At 43.7% G+C, this 25,328-nt stretch carries 22 protein-coding genes and 2 tRNA genes; 8 read left to right on the forward strand and 16 right to left on the reverse strand.

What is annotated here, in order from left to right; genetic code table 11:
• Positions 1-12: 12 nt before the first annotated feature.
• Complete coding sequence (gene folK, locus ACFSRY_RS06245; protein ID WP_377504147.1) at positions 13-498, reverse strand: 2-amino-4-hydroxy-6-hydroxymethyldihydropteridine diphosphokinase; 486 nt, start codon at positions 496-498, stop codon at positions 13-15.
• A complete protein-coding gene (locus tag ACFSRY_RS06250) occupies positions 491-1,336 on the reverse strand; it encodes an alpha/beta hydrolase family protein (protein WP_377504149.1) in 846 nt (281 codons plus the stop codon). The genes folK and ACFSRY_RS06250 overlap by 8 nt, the downstream gene beginning before the upstream one ends.
• Before the next feature lie 189 nt (positions 1,337-1,525).
• Here ACFSRY_RS06250 and ACFSRY_RS06255 point away from each other — a divergent pair, with 189 nt between their 5' ends.
• Both ACFSRY_RS06255 and ACFSRY_RS06260 read left to right on the forward strand, forming a co-directional pair.
• Positions 1,526-2,503 carry a polyprenyl synthetase family protein gene (locus ACFSRY_RS06255; RefSeq protein WP_377504151.1) on the forward strand — a complete coding sequence of 326 codons (978 nt, stop codon included), beginning with the start codon at positions 1,526-1,528 and terminating at the stop codon, positions 2,501-2,503.
• 181 nt (positions 2,504-2,684) lie between these two features.
• Positions 2,685-3,311, forward strand: coding sequence for a class I SAM-dependent methyltransferase (locus tag ACFSRY_RS06260; protein WP_377504153.1), 627 nt, complete (start codon positions 2,685-2,687; stop codon positions 3,309-3,311).
• A gap of 100 nt (positions 3,312-3,411) precedes the next feature.
• On the opposite strand, the gene ACFSRY_RS06265 is transcribed toward ACFSRY_RS06260, so the two are convergent.
• Positions 3,412-4,674 (reverse strand): peroxiredoxin family protein, encoded by a 1,263-nt coding sequence (locus tag ACFSRY_RS06265; RefSeq protein ID WP_377504155.1) that lies wholly within the window; start codon positions 4,672-4,674, stop codon positions 3,412-3,414.
• Between the two features lie 171 nt (positions 4,675-4,845).
• Here ACFSRY_RS06265 and ACFSRY_RS06270 point away from each other — a divergent pair, with 171 nt between their 5' ends.
• Positions 4,846-7,125 (forward strand): aconitate hydratase, encoded by a 2,280-nt coding sequence (locus ACFSRY_RS06270; RefSeq protein ID WP_377504157.1) that lies wholly within the window; start codon positions 4,846-4,848, stop codon positions 7,123-7,125.
• A gap of 97 nt (positions 7,126-7,222) precedes the next feature.
• Here the strand turns inward: ACFSRY_RS06270 and ACFSRY_RS06275 are convergent, their stop codons facing one another.
• Positions 7,223-10,540 carry a S8 family serine peptidase gene (locus tag ACFSRY_RS06275; protein ID WP_377504159.1) on the reverse strand — a complete coding sequence of 1,106 codons (3,318 nt, stop codon included), beginning with the start codon at positions 10,538-10,540 and terminating at the stop codon, positions 7,223-7,225.
• Between the two features lie 187 nt (positions 10,541-10,727).
• Here ACFSRY_RS06275 and paaN point away from each other — a divergent pair, with 187 nt between their 5' ends.
• The gene (paaN, locus tag ACFSRY_RS06280) at positions 10,728-12,401 is read left to right on the forward strand and encodes a phenylacetic acid degradation protein PaaN (protein WP_377504161.1); all 1,674 of its coding nucleotides are present in this window, start codon (positions 10,728-10,730) and stop codon (positions 12,399-12,401) included.
• A gap of 73 nt (positions 12,402-12,474) precedes the next feature.
• Here the strand turns inward: paaN and ACFSRY_RS06285 are convergent, their stop codons facing one another.
• Positions 12,475-12,771, reverse strand: coding sequence for a hypothetical protein (locus tag ACFSRY_RS06285; protein ID WP_377504163.1), 297 nt, complete (start codon positions 12,769-12,771; stop codon positions 12,475-12,477).
• A gap of 288 nt (positions 12,772-13,059) precedes the next feature.
• On the opposite strand from ACFSRY_RS06285, the gene ACFSRY_RS06290 reads away from it, so the two are divergent.
• Positions 13,060-13,491, forward strand: a complete 432-nt coding sequence (locus tag ACFSRY_RS06290; protein WP_377504165.1) for a response regulator — start codon at positions 13,060-13,062, stop codon at positions 13,489-13,491.
• A gap of 31 nt (positions 13,492-13,522) precedes the next feature.
• Here ACFSRY_RS06290 and ACFSRY_RS06295 read toward each other — a convergent pair whose 3' ends face one another.
• The 5 genes from ACFSRY_RS06295 to ACFSRY_RS06315 are packed head-to-tail and all read right to left on the reverse strand — an operon-like array spanning position 13,523 to position 17,597.
• On the reverse strand, positions 13,523-14,878 hold the full coding sequence (locus tag ACFSRY_RS06295; RefSeq protein WP_377504167.1) for an ATP-binding protein: 1,356 nt from the start codon (positions 14,876-14,878) through the stop codon (positions 13,523-13,525).
• 6 nt (positions 14,879-14,884) lie between these two features.
• Complete coding sequence (locus ACFSRY_RS06300; RefSeq protein WP_377504169.1) at positions 14,885-15,919, reverse strand: stage II sporulation protein E; 1,035 nt, start codon at positions 15,917-15,919, stop codon at positions 14,885-14,887.
• Positions 15,909-16,313, reverse strand: a complete 405-nt coding sequence (locus ACFSRY_RS06305; RefSeq protein ID WP_377504424.1) for an anti-sigma regulatory factor — start codon at positions 16,311-16,313, stop codon at positions 15,909-15,911. Before ACFSRY_RS06305 ends, ACFSRY_RS06300 begins: the two co-directional genes overlap by 11 nt.
• Positions 16,306-16,716, reverse strand: coding sequence for an STAS domain-containing protein (locus ACFSRY_RS06310; protein ID WP_377504171.1), 411 nt, complete (start codon positions 16,714-16,716; stop codon positions 16,306-16,308). Before ACFSRY_RS06310 ends, ACFSRY_RS06305 begins: the two co-directional genes overlap by 8 nt.
• 8 nt (positions 16,717-16,724) lie before the next feature.
• Complete coding sequence (locus tag ACFSRY_RS06315) at positions 16,725-17,597, reverse strand: STAS domain-containing protein (protein ID WP_377504173.1); 873 nt, start codon at positions 17,595-17,597, stop codon at positions 16,725-16,727.
• A 395-nt stretch (positions 17,598-17,992) separates the two neighbouring features.
• Between ACFSRY_RS06315 and ACFSRY_RS06320 the strand changes: the two genes are divergently transcribed.
• On the forward strand, positions 17,993-19,081 hold the full coding sequence (locus ACFSRY_RS06320; protein ID WP_377504175.1) for a PAS domain-containing sensor histidine kinase: 1,089 nt from the start codon (positions 17,993-17,995) through the stop codon (positions 19,079-19,081).
• Between the two features lie 120 nt (positions 19,082-19,201).
• On the opposite strand, the gene ACFSRY_RS06325 is transcribed toward ACFSRY_RS06320, so the two are convergent.
• Positions 19,202-21,385: a TonB-dependent receptor gene (locus tag ACFSRY_RS06325; protein WP_377504177.1), complete on the reverse strand. Its 2,184-nt coding sequence runs from the start codon at positions 21,383-21,385 to the stop codon at positions 19,202-19,204.
• Positions 21,386-21,467: 82 nt separating this feature from the next.
• Positions 21,468-21,776, reverse strand: coding sequence for a DUF6660 family protein (locus ACFSRY_RS06330; protein ID WP_377504179.1), 309 nt, complete (start codon positions 21,774-21,776; stop codon positions 21,468-21,470).
• Between the two features lie 197 nt (positions 21,777-21,973).
• Here ACFSRY_RS06330 and ACFSRY_RS06335 point away from each other — a divergent pair, with 197 nt between their 5' ends.
• Entirely contained in the window at positions 21,974-22,519 is a 546-nt protein-coding gene (locus tag ACFSRY_RS06335; protein WP_377504181.1) for a DUF4136 domain-containing protein, read from the forward strand.
• A gap of 67 nt (positions 22,520-22,586) precedes the next feature.
• Here the strand turns inward: ACFSRY_RS06335 and ACFSRY_RS06340 are convergent.
• The 3 genes from ACFSRY_RS06340 to ACFSRY_RS06350 form a co-directional block, all read right to left on the reverse strand.
• Positions 22,587-22,660, reverse strand: a tRNA-Pro gene (locus tag ACFSRY_RS06340).
• 83 nt (positions 22,661-22,743) lie between these two features.
• Positions 22,744-23,151, reverse strand: coding sequence for a hypothetical protein (locus ACFSRY_RS06345; protein WP_377504183.1), 408 nt, complete (start codon positions 23,149-23,151; stop codon positions 22,744-22,746).
• Between the two features lie 185 nt (positions 23,152-23,336).
• Positions 23,337-23,410: transfer RNA gene (locus ACFSRY_RS06350), tRNA-Arg, on the reverse strand.
• Between the two features lie 179 nt (positions 23,411-23,589).
• On the opposite strand from ACFSRY_RS06350, the gene ACFSRY_RS06355 reads away from it, so the two are divergent.
• Entirely contained in the window at positions 23,590-24,006 is a 417-nt protein-coding gene (locus ACFSRY_RS06355) for an organic hydroperoxide resistance protein (protein ID WP_377504185.1), read from the forward strand.
• Positions 24,007-24,082: 76 nt separating this feature from the next.
• On the opposite strand, the gene sucC is transcribed toward ACFSRY_RS06355, so the two are convergent.
• Complete coding sequence (sucC, locus tag ACFSRY_RS06360; protein ID WP_377504187.1) at positions 24,083-25,279, reverse strand: ADP-forming succinate--CoA ligase subunit beta; 1,197 nt, start codon at positions 25,277-25,279, stop codon at positions 24,083-24,085.
• Positions 25,280-25,328 lie beyond the last annotated feature (49 nt).

Below are 25,328 nucleotides of genomic sequence, written 5' to 3' on the forward strand. Positions count from 1 at the left end.
ATACCGTTTAAATTATAGTTTTAGTTCTTTCACCTCTAATGTGTCAGGACACTCTTTCAGCAACTGGATGACTCTTTTATTCAGCAGAGGGTGTTCTATACCTGGAGCAATCTCAGCCAAAGGTAAAAGTGTAAATCTACGCAGGTGTAGCTGTGGATGGGGAATTGTAAGCCTTTGTGTCTGCAGTACCAGGTCGCCGTAAAAGAGGATATCTATGTCAATCACACGGGAACCCCAATGCTCCTGCCGGATACGTCCGAGGTCGTGCTCTATCAGGTTAATGTTTTGCAGGACTTTATCAGGGGAAAGGTCCGTTTCTACTTCCAGTACCTGGTTTAAAAAATTTGGCTGATCGGTCTTTCCCCAGGCAGCGGTTTCATATATTTTAGAAGTGTCTGTTATACCACCTACCCGAGCTGCAACAGACTCTCTGGCCTGTTGTAAATAAGTTGTGCGGTCGCCCAGGTTGCCGCCCAATAACAAGTATACCTTAGGCATGCCGGTGAAAGAAGTCAATGGTTAAATCAGCTGCTGCATGTGCTGCCTTTGGAAGTTCTTCATGCTCGTAAGGATGGTGGCCTCCAAACGAATGGTCCGCCTCTGGTAGCAGGTGCATTTCAGCATCAGGTTTCCAGTTTTTCAAGTCATGAGCCATCTGAGTAGGTAAAGTCTCATCTTCCTCCCCGTGCAACAGTAGTAGCGGCTGCTTCACTCGCTTCACAACTGTTGGTATATCAAGCCGGTATTTGTTCTCGATGAAGTTTTCCACTATCTGATAATACAGCGGCATCTCGATGCCAGTGCGGGCATTCTGCACGTACTGAACTCCTCTTTCCTTCCACTCATCCATCTGGAGCTCATCCCAACGGTTGTCATACCTGTTCACGGCCGCCCAGGTGGCTACGGCCTTTACCCGAGGCTCCTCAGCGGCCTTTAATATTACAGCACCTCCACCACGGCTATGTCCAACAAGGTAGATCCGGTTTAAATCTAGTTCCTGCTTTTCAATGGGAGGATTGTCGGAGTGAAGTAGCTCAATCAGCGCCTGCATGTCATCTAGCTCCAGGCTGAAGTTGTTTTGCCCGAACGCTTCTATGTCATGCATGTCAGAATAATTATCTACAGAAGTACCGTTGTAGGCGAAATTAAATTTAATGAAAACGAATCCTTGTTTAGCGAAGTAAGTAGCCAGGTGGTTAAAGTGCCCCCAGTCTTTAAACCCCTTGAAGCCATGGGCAAAGATTACGATGGGTTTTGAATTACTATCGGGCCAATAGGTAGCATCAGCAGTAAAAGGGCGTCCATGGTCTGGATATACTACAAAGTCTACTTTCATCTGTATGATGGTTATGGGTATAAGTAGCTAAAGAATTTAATGTAAGTAAGGTTTACTGTTTACCAAAACGGGCAGTAAAGAAAAAATGATGAACAATTTTAGCGAACAGCAATTTAATAATTAAACGCGGTTTTGCTAACACACGTTTGGAAACCACTTTTGCAGGCTGTAATATTGTAGACTTAACACATGAGCATCAGCCTAAAGGATATACAAGCACCCATTGCGCCCGAGATGGAGCTGTTCGAAAAGAAGTTCAGGGCCTCGATGAAAACGAGAGTTTTGCTTCTGGATCGGATCATGAGCTATATCGTGAAGCGCAAAGGAAAGCAGATGCGTCCGATGTTCGTGTTTTTTACTGCCAAGCTCTTCCACGAGAAAATCGACGAGCCTACTTATAGGGGGGCTGCACTTATCGAACTACTGCACACTGCCACGCTGGTTCATGATGATGTGGTGGATGATGCCAACTACCGTCGTGGGTTCTTCTCTGTAAATGCTCTCTGGAAAAATAAGATCGCTGTTCTGGTAGGTGATTACCTGCTTTCCAAGGGATTGCTCCTCTCATTGCAGAATGATGATTACGAGCTGCTTAAGATCGTGTCTAATGCAGTGAAGGAAATGAGTGAGGGAGAGCTGCTGCAGATTGAGAAAGCCCGAAAGCTGGATATTAACGAAAGCATCTATTTTGACATTATCCGTCAGAAAACCGCTTCCCTGATTGCTTCCTGTTGTGCGGTTGGAGCAGCCTCTGCAGGTGCTTCTAAAGAAGATATAGAGAAGGCCCGTTTATTTGGCGAAAAGGTTGGAATTGCTTTTCAGATCAAAGACGATCTTTTTGACTATGGCACAGCCGAGATTGGTAAGCCTTTAGGAATTGATATCAAAGAGAAGAAAATGACCCTGCCGCTTATCCATGCCCTTCGCGAGGCTGACTGGATAACGAAGCGCCGTGTAATTTATAATGTAAAGAACAACAACGGGGATAATAAGCGGGTGCAGCAGGTAATTGAATTTGTAAAAAGCTCCGGCGGTATTGATTATACGATTGAGCTTATGAACCGGTACCATGCCGAGGCCCTGGCCATTCTACATACTTTCCCGGAGTCCCCTTCACGCACCTCCCTGGAGCAACTCATTGCCTATACTATTGAGCGGGAGAAATAGCACCTAATAGTATTTCATCATTTTTCAAGGAGGCTAAGTCAGTATTAAATGCCTTTCTCTCGCTTGGAGAGCAAGTTTTTGATTGTAGCAGAAGTTAGAAAAGTTGTAAACCTAAACCAGAATTTTGTAATGCAGTAGACAAGTGCAGAAGGTAGTTTTGCTCAACCAAAATAACTATGAAATGAGCCTGAACACGAACACCTGGAACCGCTTGCGGTATACATTGTACCTACCCGTTTACGACCTGATTGCAGATCGCGTCTTTCGTAAATACCGTAAACGCTCCGTTGATCTTTTAGCCGCCAAACCCGCCGATGCCATACTTTTACTTGGCGCCGGAACCGGTTTGGATCTACCTTATCTAAAAGGCTACACGAACCTTACTGCCATTGATATTACACCCGGCATGATTGCCAGGCTGAAGGAGAGGGCAGAGGAGTTACAGGTGCCTGTTAACGCACAGGTGATGAACGGCCAGCAACTTGTATTTGCGGACAACAGTTTCGATGCGGTTATACTTCACCTTATACTTGCCGTTATTCCGGACCCAGTAGCCTGTATAAAAGAGGTGGAACGGGTGCTAAAGCCAGGTGGCACTGTGATGGTGTTCGATAAGTTTTTACCCGATGGACAGAAGCCTTCGCTGCTTCGCCGTTTTTTGAATCAGATTGCCAGCACCCTCTTTTCCGATATTAACCGTAGCATCGGCAGCATTATCAGTCACACCTCGCTACGGCAGGAATTAAATGAGCCAGCAGCACTAGGAGGTACATTTAGGTTAATCAGGTTAAGGAAGAGGGAAGAGTAAGAATTTTACTGTAGTCCTGGTTGCACTCATTGCTGCAAACAAAGAAGCCGTTACTTCTTCAGTAGCGGCTTCTGCTTTGTCTAGCATGTAACAACTTATGTTACTTCTCCGCCAGCAGCTGCTCCATGGTTTTGTTAAAATCAGCTACCCACTCTTCGTAATACTTACCAGTGCCGGGGCCAGAGAAACCAGTGTGTATCTTGCGTACTTTCCCGTCACGGCCAATGAAGATGGTAGTCGGGAAAGAGAGTACGTGATTGAGTGCTGGCAGGGCTTTAGCGGCCACTTCTTTATCCGCTATACCACCATAAAGCAAGTCATACTCAATGTTGAAACGTTCCTGCATTTTCTTCAGTCTTGGCACAGCCTGTTCGTATCCTGGGGTTCTTTCGAAGCCTAAGCCAATTATCTCCAGGCCTCGGTCCTTGTTCTTTGTATAGTAAGGCGCCAGGAATTTAGTTTCGTCCATGCAATTAGGGCACCATGAGCCTAGCAGCTGCACCAGTACTACTTTACCCTTATACTTTTCATCCGAAAGCGATACCTGCTTACCGTTCACATCAGGGAAGGTAAACGACAGCGACTCATAACCCGGCTTCAGGTAAGTCAGCTCATCCGCCTTGGCCAGTTCAGCATTCTCGTTGCGTTTAGCAGTCCAGGTTTCATGGTCGTAGAGGCCGGCAAAGTACTCGCCTTTTATTGTGTTCTCCTCACTCGGTGAAGCCGTGAAAAGGTAATCGTGGTTGCCATCAAAAGTAGATAGTTTGAGTTGGTTGCCTTCTACTTGTCCCTCCAGGTAACGATAATCGCCGGTTTCAGTAAGGAAAGTGCCTGTTACGTAATTGTCTTTTTGCTTGAACACGCCAATAGCAGGGTAAGTTTTGCCGTCTTTTTTCGTGAAGGCTACTTCCCACTTTCCATCAAAATTATAAGTGGCTGGGTCCGGGTTTTCCTTAAAGCGATTGCTTTTGCCATGCTCCGCCGTAAAAGGGACAGAGTAGCGCTTGTCCAGGTCATTGCGGGTAAAGCGCCCGGCCATCTTGTCGCCGCTTACTTTCGCTATCAAATCGGCATCAAAAATATGTAGTCTGATCTTTACCGAATCGCTTTCCGTTTTGATGTCATCCACCAGAATGCGCTCTTCGCCATTTATCAGGTATAAAACGGTACTGTCGCCTTTTGCTTCGGCTTCCATGATAAATGGAATTTCCTGGCCCTGAGCCTGCAAAGCTACACGCCAAGGTCCCGGCTTGATTGTATGATTAGTGGATGTGGAAGAAGTACAGGAAGTTATAACTTGCGTTAATGCCAACGCCAACAACAAAATTAGCCTGGCAGGGGTATTAAATAAATATCTGTTCATAAGGCAAAGTTAGGACAAAGCGTATGCAAAAGCTACTTTCAGCGAAAGACTGCGCTTTTGAATTAGACATACAGTATATTCATCCTGACGAATGTTGTTCAAAATACCTTATATTTCGTACATTTGTGAACTTTATAAAGAAGAGTTTAAAACACTAACAATAGCAAAACTATGGCATTTGATTTAGAAATGATCAAGGCAGTTTATGCCGGCATGGAAGAGCGTGTGTCTGCTGCACGTACAAAAGTTGGCAGGCCGCTTACCCTGACAGAAAAGATCCTGTACTCACACCTTTATGAGGGTCCTGCCAGAGGAGCACATGAGCGTGGCCAGTCTTACGTAGACTTCGCACCGGACAGGGTAGCCATGCAGGATGCCACGGCACAAATGGCCTTGCTTCAGTTCATGCAAGCTGGTAAAGCCCAAGCGGCTGTACCTTCTACTGTGCATTGCGATCACCTGATCCAGGCGCGCGTAGGTGCTGATTCTGACCTGCAGGACGCATACACTGAAAACAAAGAGGTATATGATTTCCTTGCTTCAGTTTCAAACAAATATGGTATCGGCTTCTGGAAGCCAGGTGCGGGTATTATACACCAGGTAGTTCTGGAGAACTATGCGTTCCCGGGCGGTATGATGATCGGTACTGACTCGCACACACCAAATGCTGGTGGTCTGGGTATGGTAGCGATTGGTGTTGGTGGTGCTGATGCCGTAGACGTGATGGCAGGTATGCCTTGGGAGCTAAAATTCCCGAAAGTGATCGGTGTAAAGCTGACCGGTAAAATGAGCGGATGGACCTCACCTAAGGACGTAATCCTGAAAGTGGCTGGTATCCTTACAGTAAAAGGTGGTACTGGTGCTATTGTGGAGTATTTTGGGGAAGGTGCTGAGTCTATGTCTTGTACTGGTAAAGGTACAATTTGTAACATGGGTGCTGAGATCGGTGCGACTACATCTGTTTTCGCTTATGACAACAGCATGCGTGCTTATCTGAACTCAACCAAGCGTGAGGAAGTAGTAGAACTGGCTGACGAAGTTGCGCAACATCTGCGTGCCGATGATGAAGTGTACGCTGACCCTGCTTCATTCTATGATCAGCTGATTGAGATCGATCTGTCTACACTGGAGCCACACGTAAACGGACCATTCACACCAGATGCAGCCTGGCCAATTTCTCAGTTTGCTGCTGTAGTTAAAGAGCACAACTGGCCAGCAAAACTGGAGGTAGGTTTGATCGGTTCTTGTACAAACTCTTCTTACGAGGATATCACACGTGCTGCTTCTATTGCAAAGCAAGCTGTTGATAAGAACCTGACTGCCCAAGCAGAATTCACGATCACGCCTGGCTCTGAAATGGTACGCTACACAACTGCCCGCGATGGCTTGCTAGATACTTTTGCTGAGATGGGTGGTGTGGTGTTGGCAAACGCTTGCGGTCCGTGTATCGGTCAGTGGGCTCGTCACACAGATGATCCAACGCGTAAGAACTCTATCATCACTTCATTCAACCGTAACTTTGCAAAGCGTAATGATGGTAACCCGAACACACATGCGTTCGTGGCATCACCGGAAATTGTAACTGCTTTCGCTATTGCCGGTGATCTGACCTTTAACCCATTGACAGATACGCTTACTACCAAAGATGGCCAGCAGGTAAAACTGGATGAGCCAAGAGGTGTTGAGCTGCCAGCTAAAGGTTTTGCGGTTGAGGATGCTGGTTATATTGCTCCGGCAGAAGACGGTAGTAAAGTAGAGGTTGCTGTTGATCCGAAGTCTGACCGTCTGCAGTTACTGGAGGGCTTTAAGCCTTGGGAAGGTACTGATCTGAAAGGCTTGAAGCTGCTGATCAAAGCGCAGGGCAAATGTACAACTGACCACATTTCTATGGCTGGTCCGTGGTTAAAGTACCGTGGTCACCTGGATAACATTTCTAATAACATGTTGATCGGTGCTATCAACGCTTTCAACGGTGAGTCTAACAGCGTGTATAACGATATGACCCGTGGTTACGATGCAGTACCAGCTACAGCACGTACCTACAAGGCTGCTAATATCGGTACAGTGGTAGTAGGTGACGAAAACTATGGCGAGGGTTCATCTCGTGAGCATGCTGCCATGGAACCACGCCATTTAGGTGTTCGTGCGGTTATTGTGAAGTCTTTCGCGCGTATCCACGAAACTAACCTGAAGAAGCAAGGTATGTTAGCCCTTACATTCGCAAACAAAGCGGATTATGACCTGATTGAGGAGACAGATACATTTGATATCCTTGGTCTTGAAGACTTCCAGGAGGGTAAGCCACTTAAAGTTGTGTTAACGCACAAAGATGGCAGCCAGGATAGCTTTACAGTAAACCATACTTACAACCAAGGACAAATTGCCTGGTTTAAAGCTGGTTCAGCCCTTAACCTGATCCGTTTACAGCAGAAGCAAGCAGCTAACGCTTAACAATTAGCTGAATAAAATAAAAAGGGCCTTTCCATTCGGAGAGGCCCTTTTTATTTAGATACTTAAAGATTATCACTGCCGTAAACAATGATCGGTTTTATTTCTTTGTTACTATGATTCGTTTGATGAACGAGGTGTTATTATACGAAATCTTTGCCAGGTACACTCCTGCAGGCAACACAGACAGATCAGCTACTAATTCACCACTCTTTTGCTCCAGCCTTGGTTTAATATTTCTACCTGTTATGTCTAATATAGAAACCTGCGGCATTGCTTGCGGAGTCAAATGGTTATTTCCTGTATAGCGGATGTAAAGCTGCCCGGAAGTTGGATTAGGGTATAATACAAAATACGGGTCTTCTGTACCTGTCACTCCTGTTGGAGAGGCAGCCTTTACCTCAACCACCTTTGTTACAGAAGCTTCTGTACAGCCAAATCTGTCTACTACAGTTAAACTGACCGGGTAAGAACCTGGTTCATTAAAAGTATAATCAAAGTTCTTTTCAGTAAAAGGTGTTACACCTCCATAGTCCCAGCGCCATTCTTTGCTATTTGTGCTGTTGTTTATGAAGGCAACAGGTTGGCCTGCAAAAATTTCTGTTGGCTCATAAGTGAAGTCAGCTGCAGGAGCCAATGGTAAAGAAAAAGTAGCAGGTGCTGCAGCACTTTCAAATACAGAGTCTATACCTGCGGCGTAAATTGTTGTTTGCTGTGAAAAGTTTTCCAGCGTGTAAGACGGGCCAGTGGCTAATAAGGTCTGCTTCTGCGAATCAGCATAGAAATTGAATCTGGTGCCCCTTTCCGGAGTCCAGGTGACGTTTGTGCCTGCACAGGCAGTGTCAGCTAGTGCTACAGGCGTTTGACTGGTTCTGAAGCTGATATATTTTTGTTGTGCAGCAGCAGCATTCTGTTTCAACGCTGGCAAGTTATCCGCAACAAGCATGGCAAAGGCCACTATTTTTGTTTCACCGGGAGCCAGGTTATTAACGGTGGCACCAACTACATGCGAAACATTATTTCCACCCTGAATTCCTGCTGTTTTGCGCCTTATACCATTGGCTAGCGTCCTGTATTTCTCAGCTGTAGTGAAATCATCTTCTATCACAAGATTATCATCGTTTGCTCCCAGGTTATCGATAGCGTAATAGCTCGGACTGTCGTTAGTAAGGAGCTTAAAGCCGGCATAAGGAAGCGGTCTCGAAACATGATGTACATAACCCAATCTGTTTTCGTCATCCCAATTCGCGACATTTAAATTATGTTCGCCAATGTCCCAATCTGCAAACACACCAGCGTGAAGGTTTTGAAAAGGAGTATCGGTAGTGTTCTTTATATGATACTCCAGAATAACGAAGTTCTGGTTTGCCGCATCTTGCCACGCATAGGAAATCTGCTTGACCTGCACACCTACTTTAGCCTCATCAGGTGAAGTATGTCCATCATGCATAAGCGATCTAATTTCCTGCGTAGCAAGAGGGGTGTTGAGGTGGCGCTTAGCAATACTTACAGGAATAAAATCCTCGTCATTCTTCCACATTTGTGAACGAAGATTATCAGACACCTGTGTAGCTGATGTAGAGATCATCAACCCACCTTCAAACAGGAGAGGGTTACCTTTTTTATATTTTATACCTTCACCCTGTGTAAAGTTAAATCCATTGTATCCAAAGTTTCCTTTGCTGTTAACAGTTACCTCCAGGTTATTGGCATCAAGCGCAACATAATCCGGGTTTACCATTACTACAAAGTACTGAAAGTCCTCATAGGTACCATCTTTATAAGACAGGCGGAATGGTATCAGGGTGTTGGCAGGTGTGTTTTCTGCTACGCTAAAAGTAAACAGAGAACCTGTGTTAGCTTTGCTTGACATCGTGCCCATGCTACCAGCGGCAAGTCTGTTTTGTGTTATAGTAACATAAGGAGAGGAACTTGTAAGGGTAATAGCTAAATTGGAAACAGGATCAAGGTAATTTTTAAAAATAGCGTTTATAGACGCCTGTGAACCGGCAGGAGGGGCATATTTACTTTCAAGTTCAAAAGAAATGCACCTAACGGACTTCAGCTGCTGTTGCTTTAATGCTCTTTTTATGTTCACGCGTCCCCGACCAAGCATCTCAAAGTACTGCTGATTACCTGCCAGACCGTAAATGTTATCAGTGGTAACCCGCAGGCGTTCGATTACCTGCCAGGCATTAAGTTCGGGATACTTTGATCTAACTAAAGCAGCGCAGGCTGCTACAATTGGAGAGCCAAAGGATGTCCCATTGGCGTTTCCATACCCTGCATCGCCAGCTGGTGAAGCTGTGTAGACACTCCTGCTTGGAGCGGCCAAATCTATATTATAACTGTGGGTGTAACCAGAGTGTTTTACATCTTTTGAATCTGTACCTCCAACGGAAAGCACATTAGCATAAGAAGCAGGATAAATGTCTACATAACCAGGTGTATTGCCACCTGCGGCAACAATAACTGCATCTTTTTCTAATACCGCATAATTTATTATATCCTGCTCATACTGAGAGAATCCTTGACCACCCCAGGATAGATTGATGACCTTACATCCTTTGTCAGCGGCATAGACAATCGCTTCGTAGCCGCCAAAGCCACCCTGTGGAGTCGAATTGAAAACTTTTAGTGGTAAGAACTTAATGTTATAGCCAACACCTGCCATACCAACTGAGTTATTAGCCGCCGCCGCCGCCGCTGCCGCCACACTTGTGCCATGGCCGCCATATAATTGGTTATCAACCACATCATTGTCCCAGTCGCCAAAGTCCCATCCGGCGAAGTTATCAACGTATCCATCGCCATCATTGTCCAGGCCATCAATAGGATCTCTATAATTTCTCTTGACTTTGGTATCAAGATCCTGATGAGTCAGGCGAAATCCAGTGTCCAATACGCCTATTACTACGTTTGTGTCTCCTTTTTCAACTCCCCAAGCTTCATATGCGCCTATCAGCTTAAGGTAAAACTGGGTAGTCAAGGTAGAATCAGCGGCTGGGTCATTGGGCTGGTGCAAGGGAACACGCTCATAAAGCGGCTCCACGTAGTCCACCTGGCCAGTAGCAAGCAGTAAGTTCTTTACTTTTTCAAAACTTAGCTGAGGAGAATATTTTAGCTCATAAATTCTGCTTAGCTCAGGACTGCCAGCTCTTCGGGCATTTTGAGATACATTTACATGCGGAAACTTTCTTTTTACACCTGCTGCCCCAACTCTCTGGAGAGTCAGTTGCAAAGCCTCACTGGAAGTGCGCTGGTGTTCATCCTGTTGCTTTAGTTTATAAACAACGGTGTATGGTTTTGTTGCTGTTCCTACGCCTTTGGCTTTTTGGGCAAATAAGAAAGGTGCATGTAAAAGAAGGGCAAAGAAGAGATATAGAAACCGCCTCAGCATCGTTCTGTCTGTAAACATTTAATCAGTGGCTCGTAAAGTTTTGAGTTAGACCATTTGATGGAGGCTTTTGATGGCAAAAAGATGCCAACTAATCTCAAAGATAAATTGAAATTCAATAGCAGCTCCCGAAAATTTTAGTTTTTTTACGTAACTTTCAGGGACAAAGTCGAAAAATATAGGAAAATAATTATATAAAACTGGAACTATGAAATTAGACTTGCTTAACAAGCACCAGGACGCAATCAACACAGCTGTGAAAGCTATACACGAGAGAACGTTCTTCGCCCATTACCCTGAAAATCCTTCTCCTGAAATTTATGGAGAAAACGCCGATAAAGAAGGCCGTGAAAAGTACAAGGCTCACCTGAACAGTAAGTTTGATGAGTTGCTGCAGAAAGACCCTGAGCAATGGGTAGGCCAGGAGGAGTCTCCTTACGAGCAGCAGGCCCTGAACGTTAAATACCCTTTCTTCTCACCTGAAACATTAGTAAACAGAGCAGAAGAAGCTTACCATCAGTGGCGCAAAGTAAAGCCTGCTGATCGTGCAGCGCTACTTGTGGAATCGTTGGAGAGGGTAAAGACTCGTTTCTTTGAAGTGGCCTATGCCACCATGCATACAACGGGACAGGCTTACATGATGTCTTTCCAGGCATCCGGTCCTCATGCGGCTGACAGGGCCTTGGAGGCTATAGCAGCCGGTTTTGAGGAGCAGACCCGTTTTCCGGAGGCAACGGAGTGGGAGAAGCCAATGGGCAAATATAACCTGAAGCTGAATAAAACATGGAAAGCAGTTCCGAAAGGTGTAGCGCTTGTGATTGGCTGCTCTACTTTCCCTACCTGGAATTCGGTGCCGGGAATGTACGCCAGCCTGGTTACAGGTAACCCTGTGATTGTGAAGCCGCATCCAAAAGCAGTATTGCCGATTGCCATTTTCGTGGCAGAAGTTCAGAAAGTGTTGGAGGAGAATGGTCTGAACCCGAACATTTGCCAGTTGGCAGTTGATGCAGATGATCGCCTGATCACTAAAGACCTGGCAGAGCATCCGAAAGTAAAATTGATTGACTACACGGGAGGTACTGAGTTTGGTAACTACGTGGAAGGCCTGAAAGGGAAAACTGTGTTTACAGAGAAAACTGGAGTTAACTCTATTATCCTGGACTCTGTGGAGGATCTGGATAAAGTGGCGCAGAATTTGGCTTTCTCCGTAAGCTTGTACTCCGGACAGATGTGTACGGCTCCTCAAAACTTCTTTATTCCTGAAAGAGGTATCAAAGTAGGTGGTGAGCAGGTACCTTTCGATGATGTAGTAAAGAAATTAACTGATGCCGTGACAGGTTTGGTTAACAATCCTAAAGCTGCTCCACACATTTTAGGTGCTATACAAAATCCGGCTACAGCAGAGCGTGTAAAAAGTGCGTCTTCTGTAAAGGGTAAAGAGGTGCTTAGTACCTGCGACTTTGACCACCCGATGTTTGCCAATGCCCGCACTTGCACACCAGTTGTGTATGAAGTAGATGCTTCTGAAAAAGAGAGCTATAGCAGGGAATTATTCGGTCCAATCATGTTGATCATCAAAACAAAAGATACAGATCAGTCCATTGAGCTGGCAAAGGAGATGGCTATGGAGTATGGCGCAATTTCCTGCGGAGCTTATACTACAAACTCTGAAGTGAAGGAGAAAATAATGGATGAAATGAGTTTGGCTGGTACACCGGTATCTTTCAACCTGACAGGTGGAATCTATGTGAATCAGAATGCTAGTTTCTCCGATTTCCATGTTACAGGTGGTAATCCGGCAGGTAATGCTTCTTTTACAAACCCTGAATTTGTAATTAAAAGGTTTACGTGGGTAGGCTTTAGAGAGCCTGCACTTGGTTAATACTGAAACAGAAACAAAAATCCCGGTCCATTAAATGGCCCGGGATTTTTGTTTCCTAAATATCTTCTGATTTTTACTTTATGATATTGTCCGCATCGTTGTGCAGGTTGTTAATATTGTTGTGCAGGTCCTGCCACTTTTGCTGCGTATCATCGGACTCATTCATTTTGCTGGCGATAAGTTCGCGCTTTCTTTCAAGAGCAGCAATGTGTTCGTGGTAGGTATTGTTAGAGTCCGCAGTAGTAGCGTTGATACGGCCACGCAACGTTTTGATTTTACTATCCAGTTCTTCCAGGCTTTTCTGTACCTCTTCACGGGTAAGGTGATTTGGAGCCCTCATGTTTTCAGGTTTCAAATTATAAGTATCCATAGGTGTTGTATTAAATCAAACTTTTTCAAAAAGCTTCTTTTTGTTTAGATACATGAAATTGTATCAAAAGGATTTAAGCTTCAACCCTATAGTATCTTTGGGTGAGTAAAACAGAACCTGCTCAATTAGTTAAAGATGCAACTAGGGCGATACCTTACAGTTGTTTAGGTGCAGATTTAATAATGATGGGAAGCTATTGTTTGTTTATAACAAAAGACGATATTTGTACTATCAAACAAGAAGAGGGTACAATTTTATACCCATTTTAAAAGAGTCAGGAAGAAAAGGATGGATGTTTACAATGAACCCCTGGAACTGGTGATGTTAGTAGATGATGATAACACTACTAATTATCTGAATGAACGGTTGCTGCGGGAAATGAAAGTAGCGAAGAAGTTCGTAATAGTGAAGAATGGGAGGGAGGCTATAGATTATCTTAAATCGGCTGCTGCTGGTACAGAAGGTGTTATCTCTCCGAACTTGATCTTTCTGGATATTAAAATGCCAGTGATGGATGGCTTTTCTTTTTTGGATGAGTATCAGAAAGAGGGTCTTGATGCATCTGATCAGGTGATTATCCTCATGCTTACTTCTTCAGCAAGTTTCTATGATCTGGAGAGACTCAGAAATTATAAGAAGGTGAAAAAGCACTATTCAAAAGCACTCACAAAACACGATGTTCGTGAATTAATGGAAACTTACTTTTCCTCTAAAAAATAAAAAAGAAGGGCTGGAACACAGCCCTTCTTTTTTATTCTTCATTGTCTTTTACCAGATCATCCGCCGGCCAGGTAAATAAGAACCTGCTGCCACGACCATTCGATTCTACCCACACGTTGCCCCCTTTTTCTGTCACGATCTTCTTCACGATCGACAGTCCCAAACCTGTGCTACCCGCTAGTCCGTTGTTGATTCCCCGCTCAAACATATTAAATATTTGAGGCTGGTATTCATCTCCAATGCCAGGCCCATTGTCTTCCACCGAAAATAAAAGACGGTCAGGGTGTCGCTCATAATTGATAGTAATGTTCCCCTGCTCCGGAGCATCATGATACTTCACAGCATTTCCGATTAAGTTACCTAGCACCTGTTCCATGTAAATTGCCTGGGTGTACAGGTTTGGTAAATCAGATTGAACTTCAACATGAAATCCTGGAGGAAGCTTAAGGGAAGCTATAACCTGCTGAAGCAACGTGTTCATTTCTACAAATCTTCGTTGGATATCATGGTGGCCAGCTAAAGAATAGGTTAGTATGCCTGTTATAAGCTTGTCCATTTTATCTGTTTGTTCACGCAGCATGGGCAGCAGCACATTTACTTCATCCGCCTGATTTGAAAGTATGCTGGTTTCTAACGCTGCACTTATCCCATCAATGTTCTGTAGCGGCGCCCGGAGGTCATGTGACACTGTGTGTGCAAAAGCATCTAATTCATCATTGATTTTTTGCAGGAGGCGGTTCTTTTCATTCCGTTCATCCAACAACTTGCTGACCTCTGTGTTTGACTGTTGTAGTTTTATGTTCAGCCTTTTAATTTCCTGCAATTGCTGCTCTGCTTCCAGGTTCCGGATACGAAGTTGCTCCAGCAGTTCCAATAATTGCATGTTCTGTTTTTTTAGTTCGGCATAAGGCGAAATATTGGTCTCCTGCTCAAACTCATATGTCCATTGGTCTAGTACAGCTTTGGTTACAAGTGTCGCTTTAGCAGGAATCTTACGGCGTAGGATAACCTTAGTGCCTTTTTCAGACTCTGTTTCTATATGAAACTGATCAACAAGTTTTTTTGAATTAATAATGCCTGATCCACGGCTGTTACCAAACTTGTTGGTTTGTTTGAGAATAAGATCAAGATTACCGATGCCACGCCCTCTATCGCTGATAACAGCTTCAAGAAAATTGACACCTGCTTCTTCTAAAAAGTTAAAATGAATGATGCCACTGCCTACATACTCCACTACATTGCGACATATCTCAGAAACGGCTGTTGCAAATTTAGTTTGATTGCCAAGAGCAACCCCCAGCCTTTCAGATAACTGTATTGCCCTCTTGTAAGCAAGCACAACGTCTAGTTCATTATTAATATTTATTTTAAGAATGTTCCGTAGCATAGCTAACTACAATTTTGCTTTACACACTACTACAAGGGTATCATCGGTATGGCGGCTGTGATCTAAATAAAGTACGGATGCAATGGTTGTAGGGTGGTGCCGTAGTAGGTTTGTATATTTATTTAAGTCCCAACGCGACTTAATACCATCTGAGTGCAGCACCAGCGTTTTGTTTCGTACCCACTCCAGTTGCTGATTGTTTAGCGTTGTGGGTATGTTATGACCAAGTATACCGTTATAAGAAATTATGTTTTTATACTGTGCACCCAACAAGGAGGCCTCCATTGTAAAAAGCTTACCGCTGATATTGCCAATACCGCAATACTCTATTGTATTATTGTGAATAGTTGCTGCAAGCCCGACAGCACCACGCGTCTTTTTAATGCTATTATGGATTGCACGCATTCTATTAGCAGGATCCAGGCTTAGATGTTCTCTAAAAGCTTTTGTAGCCTGTTGAGATGCTTCATGAGCATGAGCGCCGTGTCCAAGTCCGTCCAATACCAAAAGGTCGGTGCGGGTGTTAGATATAGAAATATCAAAACCATCTCCACAAAAGATTTCTTTGGACAAAGGAACCATGATAAAGCCAACCTCCAACTTCGGAGACGGCTGTACAATTTTTGTTGCAGGCTTGCCTTTGGATATATGAACAAGTACTACTGTGCCAAATCCTGGAAGTGTATATAGGTCAAACAGGGAAGACTGCCTTTTTATAGCACCCAAACCCTCGCCAGCAGAACCATAAGTGGAAACACCATCTTCCTGCATCCGCACTGGTTCATCCATTCCAGGTCCTTTATCCAGACTTATTATTTCAAGCGTGTCTATTGGTTGCCCTATTGGCCGTACAAGAATTTCACCTCCCTGGGGGGAGAATTTTATAAGATTTGTAACTAGTTCAGAGACAGCAATGTTTATTTTGCCTATTTCAACCTCAGAAAATCCCCAATCTAACGCTAGTTTAGCTATATCACGTTTTGTAATACTTACAAAACTTCTGTCAGGTATGGCAAAACGTAAGTGATGATTAGCGCCCATGTTTCCAGTGAATTACAGTAACTATAGTGCCAGAACCAGGCGCACTTTTAAGATCAAATTCATTTACAAGCCTTTTAGCGCCAGGTAAACCAAGCCCCAGGCTTTTGCCTGTAGTAAAACCATCCTGCATGGCCAGACTTATATCAGCTATACCAGGGCCCTCATCTATAAAAGTAAGCCTTACACCAGTTTGAGCGCTCTTGCTAATGATTTCAAGAACAACTTTGCCGCCATTAGCATACTTAAGCATGTTACGAACCAGTTCACTGGCAGCTGTTATAAGTTTTGTCTGGTTTACCAGACTCATGCCAATTTTAACTGCAAATTCTCTTACTCTGTTTCTGAAAGGTACTACATCCTGTTCCCGTACGATTTGCATCGTGTCTTTAGTCATTACAATCATCGGGCTCTTCCTCATCGTCTTCTGTTGAGTCAGGTTGCGAACCAATCATGGTTTGCAAAAGCTCCATGCCTCTTTCTACATTTAGTGCCGTATGCACTCCCTGTAAGGTAAGGCCAAGTTCGACCAAGGTAATAGCCACAGCCGGCTGCATGCCAACTACTACAGTTTCTGCATCCATAATACGAGACATAGATGCAATATTTCCGAGTATACGACCCATAAATGAGTCGACAATACTTACAGCTGATATATCGATAAGTACACCTCTTGCTTCGGTTTTACTTACCATAGAGATCAGGTCATTTTCAAGATTAAGGGCCAGCCTATCATACAAGTCTATCTGTATAGTAACAAGTAGGTAAGGCCCCATCTTTAGAATAGGGATTCTTTCCATCTTAAATATTATCTGGCCCAGCCAGTGCCTGTGTTCTTATTTATTTTTCTCACCTCAACGTTTCGCATGCTAAAGGCTAGTTGTAAAGCGCTAGCAAGGCTTGCTTTTGTTTTGATGTTAGACAAATCGATACCCAGGTGAACGATTGTTTGTGCAATCTCAGCACGAATTCCGCTGATGATACATTCTGCACCCATCAGTCTAGTTGCACTAACAGTTTTAATCAAATGCTGTGCAACCAGTGAGTCTACTGCAGGTACACCGGAAATGTCCAGAATAGCTATAGTACTTCCTGTGTTAACAATCTCCTGTAGCAGGTTCTCCATTACTATCTGGGTGCGCGCGCTGTCTAGTGTTCCTATGATCGGAAGCGCAAGTATGCCATCCCAAACCCGGATAACAGGCGTTGAAATTTCATTGATCTCGTCTGTTTGCCGGATAATAACTTCCTCACGGCCTTTGATAAAAGTCTCGAAGGTAATAATGCTTAGTTGATCGAGCAGGTTATTGATTGTGCTGATCTCTTTGTAAAGAACCTCCGGTTGATCGCTGTATTCTTTCTCCATTACAGTCTGTATAGCTTGTTTCAAGCTCAATACATACATGCCGGTTTCGCGTGGGCTAAACCCCTGTCGGGCACGTGTAATCGAAACATCACTTAAAATCTCAGTTATCTGGTCGAATTCAGATGCATAGATGTTATCTGTGTTACCAGACTTTACGGCACGCGCAAGTGCATCTAATAATTCATCGGACTGCTTTAACAGTTCGTCATTCGTCATCAGGTCATCTCGAAATGTGCTATCCTTTAATTGGTTTTGCATCCAGATTTCAAGTATTTTCTTTTTTTGCTTTTGCAAGAGTTTAGATGTAGTGTCCATGTTGTCAGGAATGAACGGGTGTAGGTAGTTATTAAAGTAATAGATTGTAGTATAGCCTAAGGCACAGCTGCGAGTAGGAATAGTCTAAAGGTAGTTAAATAATGTTATAAGAGCTGATAAATTATAGATGATTAACTTTTATACCAAACTTCCTTATGCTTTATGTGTAACAAAAATCACGCTGTGAGACCAATCGGAGTAATACTACCGTATCCTAAATCCCCCTTAATTGTGGGTGATGGTTACATATAGTAGGTCTGCATTTGTTTGGCTAAATTATATTACATGAAACTTTATGTAGCTGCGTATATTAACAAGCTGATCTAAGTAAATTTTAAAGAAAAAAAACTAGTAACCGATTCAAAATATGGAATGGATCTTTGAAAGAAGGCTTTATGGACGAAAATATAGCTACTGAAGTTTTTAAAGAATACATGCATGTTTCTAGTAAAGTAGGATTTACTTATGATGTAGAAACAGGCAGGTTTGTTTTTTTGAGTGATGGATTTGAAAAAGTGTGGCAGCTTTCAAAACAAGATGCCCTGCGCAATCCTTCCCTTCTGTTAAGTACTATTCATGCGGAGGATATTGATTATTTAACAAATGAATACCAGGATATTTTGAAAGGTAAGCCAGGAGAAAACATCGAGTTTAGGATCAGACAGGACAATGGGGAGGTAAAGTGGTTATTAACTCATGTCATGCTATTTAATGGCGACAATGGGCAATGCCTGATAACAGGAGTAGTGGATGATATAACTACATTAAAAAATAATATCAGCACCCTCCAAAAGTTTGCAGCAAAAAAGAATGCCATCCTGGAAGTGCTGTCTCACGACCTTGCAGGTCCGCTTGCCAATATTAAAAATCTTTCCGGGCAGCTTACCAAACATCTGGATGACTACAAAAGTGAGGATATTACTAATATCTTGCGCATAATTTATGAGAGCAGTGCCCGTAGTGTGAGGCTGATCAGAGACTTTGTAGATCAGGAGTTCATTGAGTCAACTAATCCTGGCTTAATAAAGATCAGGATGAATCTGGTTGAAAAGCTAAAGGAGATTGTAGAGGAATATGTAGAAGCAGAAAGTTTGATCAAAAAGAAGGTAAAGTTTATACCTTCCAGCAAACGAATTTATGTTTACATAGACCAGGGGAAGTTTATGCAGGTTATAAACAACCTGATTTCCAATGGCATCAAATTTACCCATGATGGAGGCAATATTACCATTGAACTTATCGAACAAGAGGACACGGTAATGATATTGGTGACTGACGATGGGGTAGGAATACCTGTGGAGCACCAGAGCGAGCTATTTGAAAAGTTTACCAAGGCAAGGCGGCAAGGGCTAAAAGGGGAGCCAACTGTCGGTTTGGGCATGTCCATTATCAAAACAATAGTGGAGTGGCACGGTGGCAGGATCTGGTTCAAAAGCAAAGAAAATGAAGGCACTACTTTCTATATAGAGTTACCTAAAAAGTAACGGTCATATAGGCGCAGTATATCGATAAGCTGTAAGGTTAGTTCTTGTAAAATCAAATTAGTTCATTAAGTTCATACAGCACAAAAGCCTGACAGTTACCTGCCAGGCCTTCAGAATAAGTTACAAACTAATCTTTATACCTCCGTTAATCACCCTGCCATCTACCGGCGCATAGATTTCATTGAAAACAGGACTTGTTATGCTGCCACTAAAGATGCTGTCAAACCTGCTTTGCCTGGTGTCAAATATGTTCTCGAAGTTCAGGAACAGGGAAAACTTAGGAAACATTTTCTCAATCATTACCCCGTTTATCCAATAATCACGTCCTTTGCTGCCATCGGTGAGCCTTTGCGGACTAAAATAATAGGCTTCCAATCCTATTCTAAAATTGTCTTCCTTCTCCAGCATCAACACATTGTTCACCCTGTGCTTTGGAGTTAAAGGCATGTTACTAACGATGCCATTATAATGCTGCCGTGCATCGGTGTAAGTATAGCCAAGAAATAGTTTCACCCACTCATAGCCAAACTTTATGTTAGTCTCTACTCCTTTCGTATCAATGTAACCGTTTGCATTGCGGAACTCATAGAGGTTATCAGGCCGTAGCGTGAGGATCAAGGGGTTATCGAGGTAAGTGTAAAAGAACATGTGGTTGATGCTGAAGGTGATCTTTTCACCGATAAGCGTGCTGTAATTGATATCTGCGTTACCACCTATAGATGTCTCAGCTGCTGTCTGGCTGGCGTTGAGAGGTAGAATGTTTCGGAAGGTAACATTCTCTGCCTCCTGGGTAAAGATGGTAGGGGTTTTGTAGCCCATGCCCCCTCCGACACGGGAGGATAGGTTTTCGCTTATCCTGAAGAGAGCAGAAACTCTTGGCAGTACAAATAACCCTTTCGACTTATTGGCTGGCTCAGGTGTTACATAATCAGTACGTAGCCCTGTCTCCAGTGAGAGCCACTCGGTGGGTGTGAAGGTGTTCTGCGCAAAGGCTCCGATAATGGTGCTGTTATAATCGCGTGCACCTGCGGTACCTTCATTTTGCTCTGAGAACTTATCAGTCCAGATGTTTGTGCCGAAAATCCACTCCAGCCTGTCTCTGTTGAGGGAATATGTTACCTCGCTAAAGCTGGAAGTCTGGTTACCTTCAAAATTATAATCCGGAACGGCTATGTCTCTTTTGAAAAAGCTAAGGCTGTTTTTAACTGAGAGGATACCGTCATCTGAAAGTATGTGCTCCAGGTTGAATTGAGTAGATAGCCGTTTTGTGTTATTCAGTTCAAAATAGTAGTTGCCTTCGCTGTTGTCTATGTAGCGAAGATCCCCTCCCAGACGTTCTTCCTGTGAGGCATTTACTCCCAGGTAAAGCTGGGTCTGGTCACTTGGGTAGAAATATATGCGTGGGTTAACAGTGTACCTTTCAAATTCGGGAATAGCAGAGAAGCCTATATCAGCCGGATCATAAGCCTTGTTGCTGTTTCTTGATGCAAAAACCGTTACCCCAAATTTGCCAAACTTCTTGCCATAGAAGCTACTTAAATCCCAGCCTCCGGCACTTGTAGCATTAGCCATAAAGCTTAGTTCACCTTCTTCTGTTGGTCTTTTGGTGATAAGGTTGACCAGTCCTGCTATGGCACCGCCACCGTAAAGGGTAGAGGAACTTCCCTTTATAACTTCTACCTGATACAGGTTAAGCGGTGGTATCTGCATAATGCTAAGCCCACTCGAGAAGCCGGCATACAATGGAAAACCGTCCTGAAGAATTTGTGTGTAACGCCCGTCGAGCCCCTGTATCCGGATATTTGCGTTAGCACTGATCGCAGAAGTTTGCTGTGTCTGAATGCCTGTGCTCTCACTTAGCAACATTCTGATATCTCCAGGTTTCATATTCGCTTTTTCACCGAGCTCTTCCAGTGTGATGGCCTCCACGCGTGTAGGAATATCTTCAATGGTGCGGCTGCTACGCGTAGTAGAAATTACCACTTCCTCCAGTTCTTCTCCGGCAGGCTCCAATTGAATAACTAATGGAGCAGCTTGATTGAGAGGGAAGGTTAATGTCTCCTGCCTGTCCTGGTACCCGACATAGCTGAACAGGATTACCTGCTGTCCGTCGGGAATTCCATTCAGAATTAATGCTCCATTGGCATCAGAGCTGGCACCAACAGTGGTGCCTTTAATTGAGGCTGTAGCTCCTATAAGAGGTGCCTGCGTTTCGCTGTCTTTGATGATAGCTTTTAAAGTGTTTTGGCTAAAAGCCAGTGTATTGCTCAGGAAGAAGAGCAATACAAATACGTATTTCTTCATTTTACTTAGATAATGCTGAATAACAGTTTTGCGCAGTATGGTTGTAAAGCGCAGCTAATGTGAAAAAAGCACGGGTGTTATATCAGCCTATCTTTGGTGGTTGCCAAATTGCGTGATGGAAGCTTGAGAAGAAAGAAGCAGGTTGTCTAGTGTAAACAAGTGGTTTAGTAGCCTCAAATACTGCCTCTGCGATGGAAGGACCTGCTAATGTAAAGCCGATACAGGCAGCACAACTATAGAAAGGAGAACATACTTCTCCTTCTTGTGTGTGATCATCTGGAGCGTTTTGTTCAGTTATACTTTTTTCGTCTGTACAGCTGTCGGTTGGGCAGCAGGGCAGCACTGAAATTATACCTATCAGTAGGGCTAGTATGGTAGTTAGCACTTTCACTGTGCAAATATACAAATCGTTTCCTTGTTTGTAAAATGAGCATGAGTAGGCATGAGCCAGTTTAGGAGATGGGCTGCCTTAAATCTGAATCATCTCAAGCGAATTTCTACCTCTGCAACAGAAAAGCAAAATAGTAAAAGCGGCACAAATAAAGCTGACCGGCGTACAAATTAGCTGAATCATTAAATAAGGATGTCATGATAAAGCGTTTCTGTATTTTTTACTTCTTAGTGCTGGTTTTTATTTTCGGTTGCTCACCTGTAATACACACAAGTTCTGAGGCTGCCGAAGGATTTGATTTATCAGAATATGAGACTTTTGCCTTCTATGAAACAGATGCTTCGCGAAGTGGTATTGGCGCAGGATATAATACGCAGGTAGACTACATAAAAGAAGAAATTGCCAAACAACTGGAGCAGCGGGGGCTAAGACGTACTACTGACAACCCTGATTTGTTGGTAAACCTTGGCATAGTGGTAAGAGATACTACACAGACAAGGGAAACTAACATCCTGACAGATCCGCCTTTTTATGTGGGGCAGCGGCGCTACACCTGGAAGAGTGAGGATGTTGTGGTCAGGCGCTACAAGGCCGGAACCATTTCGGTGCACCTGGTAGACCATGAAAGGAATGAATTGGTCTGGCAGGGAGCGGCAGAGGGAGCTGTGGAAAAGAAAACAGAAGAAGTGAGGGAGCAGATTCAGAAGGGAATGGAGAAGCTTTTTAAGGAAATAGATCAATAAGCCTGAAAAATGCGTAACGCCAGTGTATGGTATTTTACCAACAGCACTGGCGTTACGCATTTTTCAGTCGGAGTGGCGGGATTCGAACCCACGACCTCCAGCACCCCATGCTGGCGCGATACCAGGCTACGCTACACCCCGAATTTTAAGCAAATATAAGTACTGGACGAAAATTTAAAAGAGAATTCAGGTGATTTAATCAGCCTGCTAACACAGGTTTAGTTTTACTCTTTCAGCCAATCCAGTGCCTCCGTCATAGAGGCAAAATTCTGGAGTTCGAAAGGTAATGCAGTAGATTCCTGCAGATGTTTCAGATTTCCCTGTGCGGTCTTTTCTACTGTAACGCTTGGCGACTGTATCCGTGCAACTTTCTGAACCCGTGTTCGGGTAAGGCCAGAAGCCAGATAAACTGCCACTTCCCTGCTTTCCTCATCACTTACCGATATCAGTGTACTGGTTGAGTCCAGCAACAGTTTCTTCACATCATAATTTTTTATTATATCAATCATGATGTCTATGCTATGCTTTATCTCAGGCAGAAGAAAATCATGTAAGTCGGGATACTTTACATCTAATATGTCTGTAGCAGGATTGTAATCTAATTTTAAAATACTGTTTTCAAACAGGATCATCTTGTAAATAACTTGAGTTAGTGTAAGAGTACGGAAGTTTTGATGCTATTGATATTCTGTTGCAAGCAGAAGACCAAAGATAAATTCAATCGTTCCTATTGGATAAAGGGAAGCTAGCTTTTCATAAGCAGCTCTAAGCAAAAACGCTGATCACCATGATAGAGATCAGCGTTTTTGTTTGGTTGTGCACCCGAGAGGATTCGAACCCCTAACCCTCGGAGCCGAAATCCGATATTCTATCCAATTGAACTACGGGTGCAGAATGTTTGCAAAAATAGGAAGTATGGCAACAAAAGGAAACTTTAACCTCGAAAAATATCGCTTTATTATTTATTAAGCTATTTTTTTACTTGTAAGGCCTTATATGTCAAAACATTCCTCTTCTTTCAGTAGTTATACTTACTACCATCTTGCAAGATAAATAAAAATTAGTAACCTATGGAAAAACTGTATACGGCAGAAGTAACTGCTACTGGAGGACGTAAAGGTCATGTTACATCATCAGATGGAGTGCTTGATATGCCACTGGCACTACCAGAGGGGTTAGGCGGTGAAAAAGGAAGAACCAATCCTGAGCAATTGTTTGCAGCCGGCTATGCAGCCTGTTTTCAAAGTGCTTTATTAGTGGTAGCAGGTAAGCATCATGAGCGCCTGAATCCTGAGTCTACTGTTACAGCTCACGTAGATTTGAATAGGGTTGAATCAGGAAAATATGGGCTTACCGTTAAGCTGGCTGTTGACCTAAAAGGTATGGACAAAGAGAAGGCGGAGCAGTTTGTGGAAGAAGCACACCAAATCTGTCCTTACTCTATAGGAGTACAGGGGAATATTGATGTACAACTGGAAGTGGTTTAGTATATTAGCATTAACCATATAAAACAGAAAAGGCTGCCAATTTTGGCAGCCTTTTCTGTTTTATGATTTTGTTGAATTAAGCTTCAGCTAAAACCTGCTTTACTTTTTCAGCAGCTTCTTTCAGAACTACCGCTGAGTAAACCTTAAGGCCAGACTCATCAATGATGCGAGCACCTTCTTCAGCGTTTGTACCTTGCAGACGAACAATGATCGGAACATTGATATTACCGATATTCTTGTAAGCTTCCACAACACCGTTAGCCACTCTGTCGCAACGAACGATACCACCAAAGATGTTAATCAGAATAGCCTTTACGTTCGGGTCTTTCAGGATGATACGGAAACCAGCTTCAACAGTCTGTGCGTTTGCCCCACCACCCACGTCAAGGAAGTTAGCAGGCTCACCGCCAGAAAGCTTGATGATGTCCATCGTAGCCATTGCCAGACCAGCACCGTTTACCATACAGCCAACGTTACCGTCAAGCTTCACATAGTTCAGGTTGTGCTCACCTGCTTCAACCTCCAAAGGATCTTCCTCCGAGATATCGCGCAGGGCTGCCAGGTTCTTATGACGGAACAGGGCATTGTCATCTAAATCAACTTTCGCATCAACAGCAAGGATCTTGTTGTCTGAAGTCTTCAACACAGGGTTGATCTCAAACATAGAAGAATCAGTTTCAACATACGCCTTGTAAAGGTTGGTTACAAACTTTACCATCTCCTTGAAAGCCTCGCCTTCTAAACCGAAAGCGAAAGCTACCTTACGAGCCTGAAAGCCTTGCAGTCCAACTGCAGGATCTATCCACTCTTTGATGATCTTCTCCGGAGACTTCTCAGCTACTTCTTCGATGTCCATACCACCTTCAGTAGATGCCATGATCACGTTTCTGCCTTTCGCGCGGTCCAGCAGGATGCTCAGATAGAACTCTTTTGGCTCAGAGTCACCAGGATAATAAACGTCCTGTGCAACAAGAACTTTCTGTACCAGCTTTCCTTCCGGGCCAGTCTGGTGCGTTACCAGCGTCATACCCAGGATCTGGTCAGCTATTTCTTTAACCTGGTCCAGGTTTTTCGCCAGCTTAACGCCGCCACCTTTACCACGGCCACCTGCATGTATCTGTGCTTTGATCACATGCCAGCTTGTACCTGTTTCCTCAGTAAGTTTTTTAGCAGCTTCAACTGCCTGCTCTGGCGTTTCAGCTACAATACCCTCCTGGATACGTACGCCATAGCTCTTTAAAATGTCTTTAGCCTGATATTCGTGTATGTTCATGCTTTCAGTTTTAATGGACGCACGAAAGTACGCCTTTATCGCCTTAAAT

It is taken from the genome of Pontibacter locisalis (assembly GCF_042684605.1).
In the GTDB taxonomy this organism is placed as follows: domain Bacteria; phylum Bacteroidota; class Bacteroidia; order Cytophagales; family Hymenobacteraceae; genus Pontibacter; species Pontibacter locisalis.

Excerpts from the sequence above, each read along its gene's own strand:
- ACFSRY_RS06320 (WP_377504175.1), top strand. The coding sequence starts at position 17,993 with ATGGACGAAAATATAGCTACTGAAGTTTTTAAAGAATACATGCATGTT.
- ACFSRY_RS06305 (WP_377504424.1), bottom strand. The coding sequence starts at position 16,313 with ATGACTAAAGACACGATGCAAATCGTACGGGAACAGGATGTAGTACCT.
- paaN (WP_377504161.1), top strand. The coding sequence starts at position 10,728 with ATGAAATTAGACTTGCTTAACAAGCACCAGGACGCAATCAACACAGCT.
- ACFSRY_RS06325 (WP_377504177.1), bottom strand. The coding sequence starts at position 21,385 with ATGAAGAAATACGTATTTGTATTGCTCTTCTTCCTGAGCAATACACTG.
- ACFSRY_RS06275 (WP_377504159.1), bottom strand. The coding sequence starts at position 10,540 with ATGTTTACAGACAGAACGATGCTGAGGCGGTTTCTATATCTCTTCTTT.
- ACFSRY_RS06300 (WP_377504169.1), bottom strand. The coding sequence starts at position 15,919 with ATGGGCGCTAATCATCACTTACGTTTTGCCATACCTGACAGAAGTTTT.
- sucC (WP_377504187.1), bottom strand. The coding sequence starts at position 25,279 with ATGAACATACACGAATATCAGGCTAAAGACATTTTAAAGAGCTATGGC.
- ACFSRY_RS06265 (WP_377504155.1), bottom strand. The coding sequence starts at position 4,674 with ATGAACAGATATTTATTTAATACCCCTGCCAGGCTAATTTTGTTGTTG.
- ACFSRY_RS06295 (WP_377504167.1), bottom strand. The coding sequence starts at position 14,878 with ATGCTACGGAACATTCTTAAAATAAATATTAATAATGAACTAGACGTT.
- ACFSRY_RS06285 (WP_377504163.1), bottom strand. The coding sequence starts at position 12,771 with ATGGATACTTATAATTTGAAACCTGAAAACATGAGGGCTCCAAATCAC.
- ACFSRY_RS06290 (WP_377504165.1), top strand. The coding sequence starts at position 13,060 with ATGGATGTTTACAATGAACCCCTGGAACTGGTGATGTTAGTAGATGAT.
- folK (WP_377504147.1), bottom strand. The coding sequence starts at position 498 with ATGCCTAAGGTATACTTGTTATTGGGCGGCAACCTGGGCGACCGCACA.
- ACFSRY_RS06310 (WP_377504171.1), bottom strand. The coding sequence starts at position 16,716 with ATGGAAAGAATCCCTATTCTAAAGATGGGGCCTTACCTACTTGTTACT.
- ACFSRY_RS06250 (WP_377504149.1), bottom strand. The coding sequence starts at position 1,336 with ATGAAAGTAGACTTTGTAGTATATCCAGACCATGGACGCCCTTTTACT.
- ACFSRY_RS06315 (WP_377504173.1), bottom strand. The coding sequence starts at position 17,597 with ATGGACACTACATCTAAACTCTTGCAAAAGCAAAAAAAGAAAATACTT.
- ACFSRY_RS06335 (WP_377504181.1), top strand. The coding sequence starts at position 21,974 with ATGATAAAGCGTTTCTGTATTTTTTACTTCTTAGTGCTGGTTTTTATT.
- ACFSRY_RS06270 (WP_377504157.1), top strand. The coding sequence starts at position 4,846 with ATGGCATTTGATTTAGAAATGATCAAGGCAGTTTATGCCGGCATGGAA.
- ACFSRY_RS06345 (WP_377504183.1), bottom strand. The coding sequence starts at position 23,151 with ATGATCCTGTTTGAAAACAGTATTTTAAAATTAGATTACAATCCTGCT.
- ACFSRY_RS06355 (WP_377504185.1), top strand. The coding sequence starts at position 23,590 with ATGGAAAAACTGTATACGGCAGAAGTAACTGCTACTGGAGGACGTAAA.
- ACFSRY_RS06255 (WP_377504151.1), top strand. The coding sequence starts at position 1,526 with ATGAGCATCAGCCTAAAGGATATACAAGCACCCATTGCGCCCGAGATG.
- ACFSRY_RS06260 (WP_377504153.1), top strand. The coding sequence starts at position 2,685 with ATGAGCCTGAACACGAACACCTGGAACCGCTTGCGGTATACATTGTAC.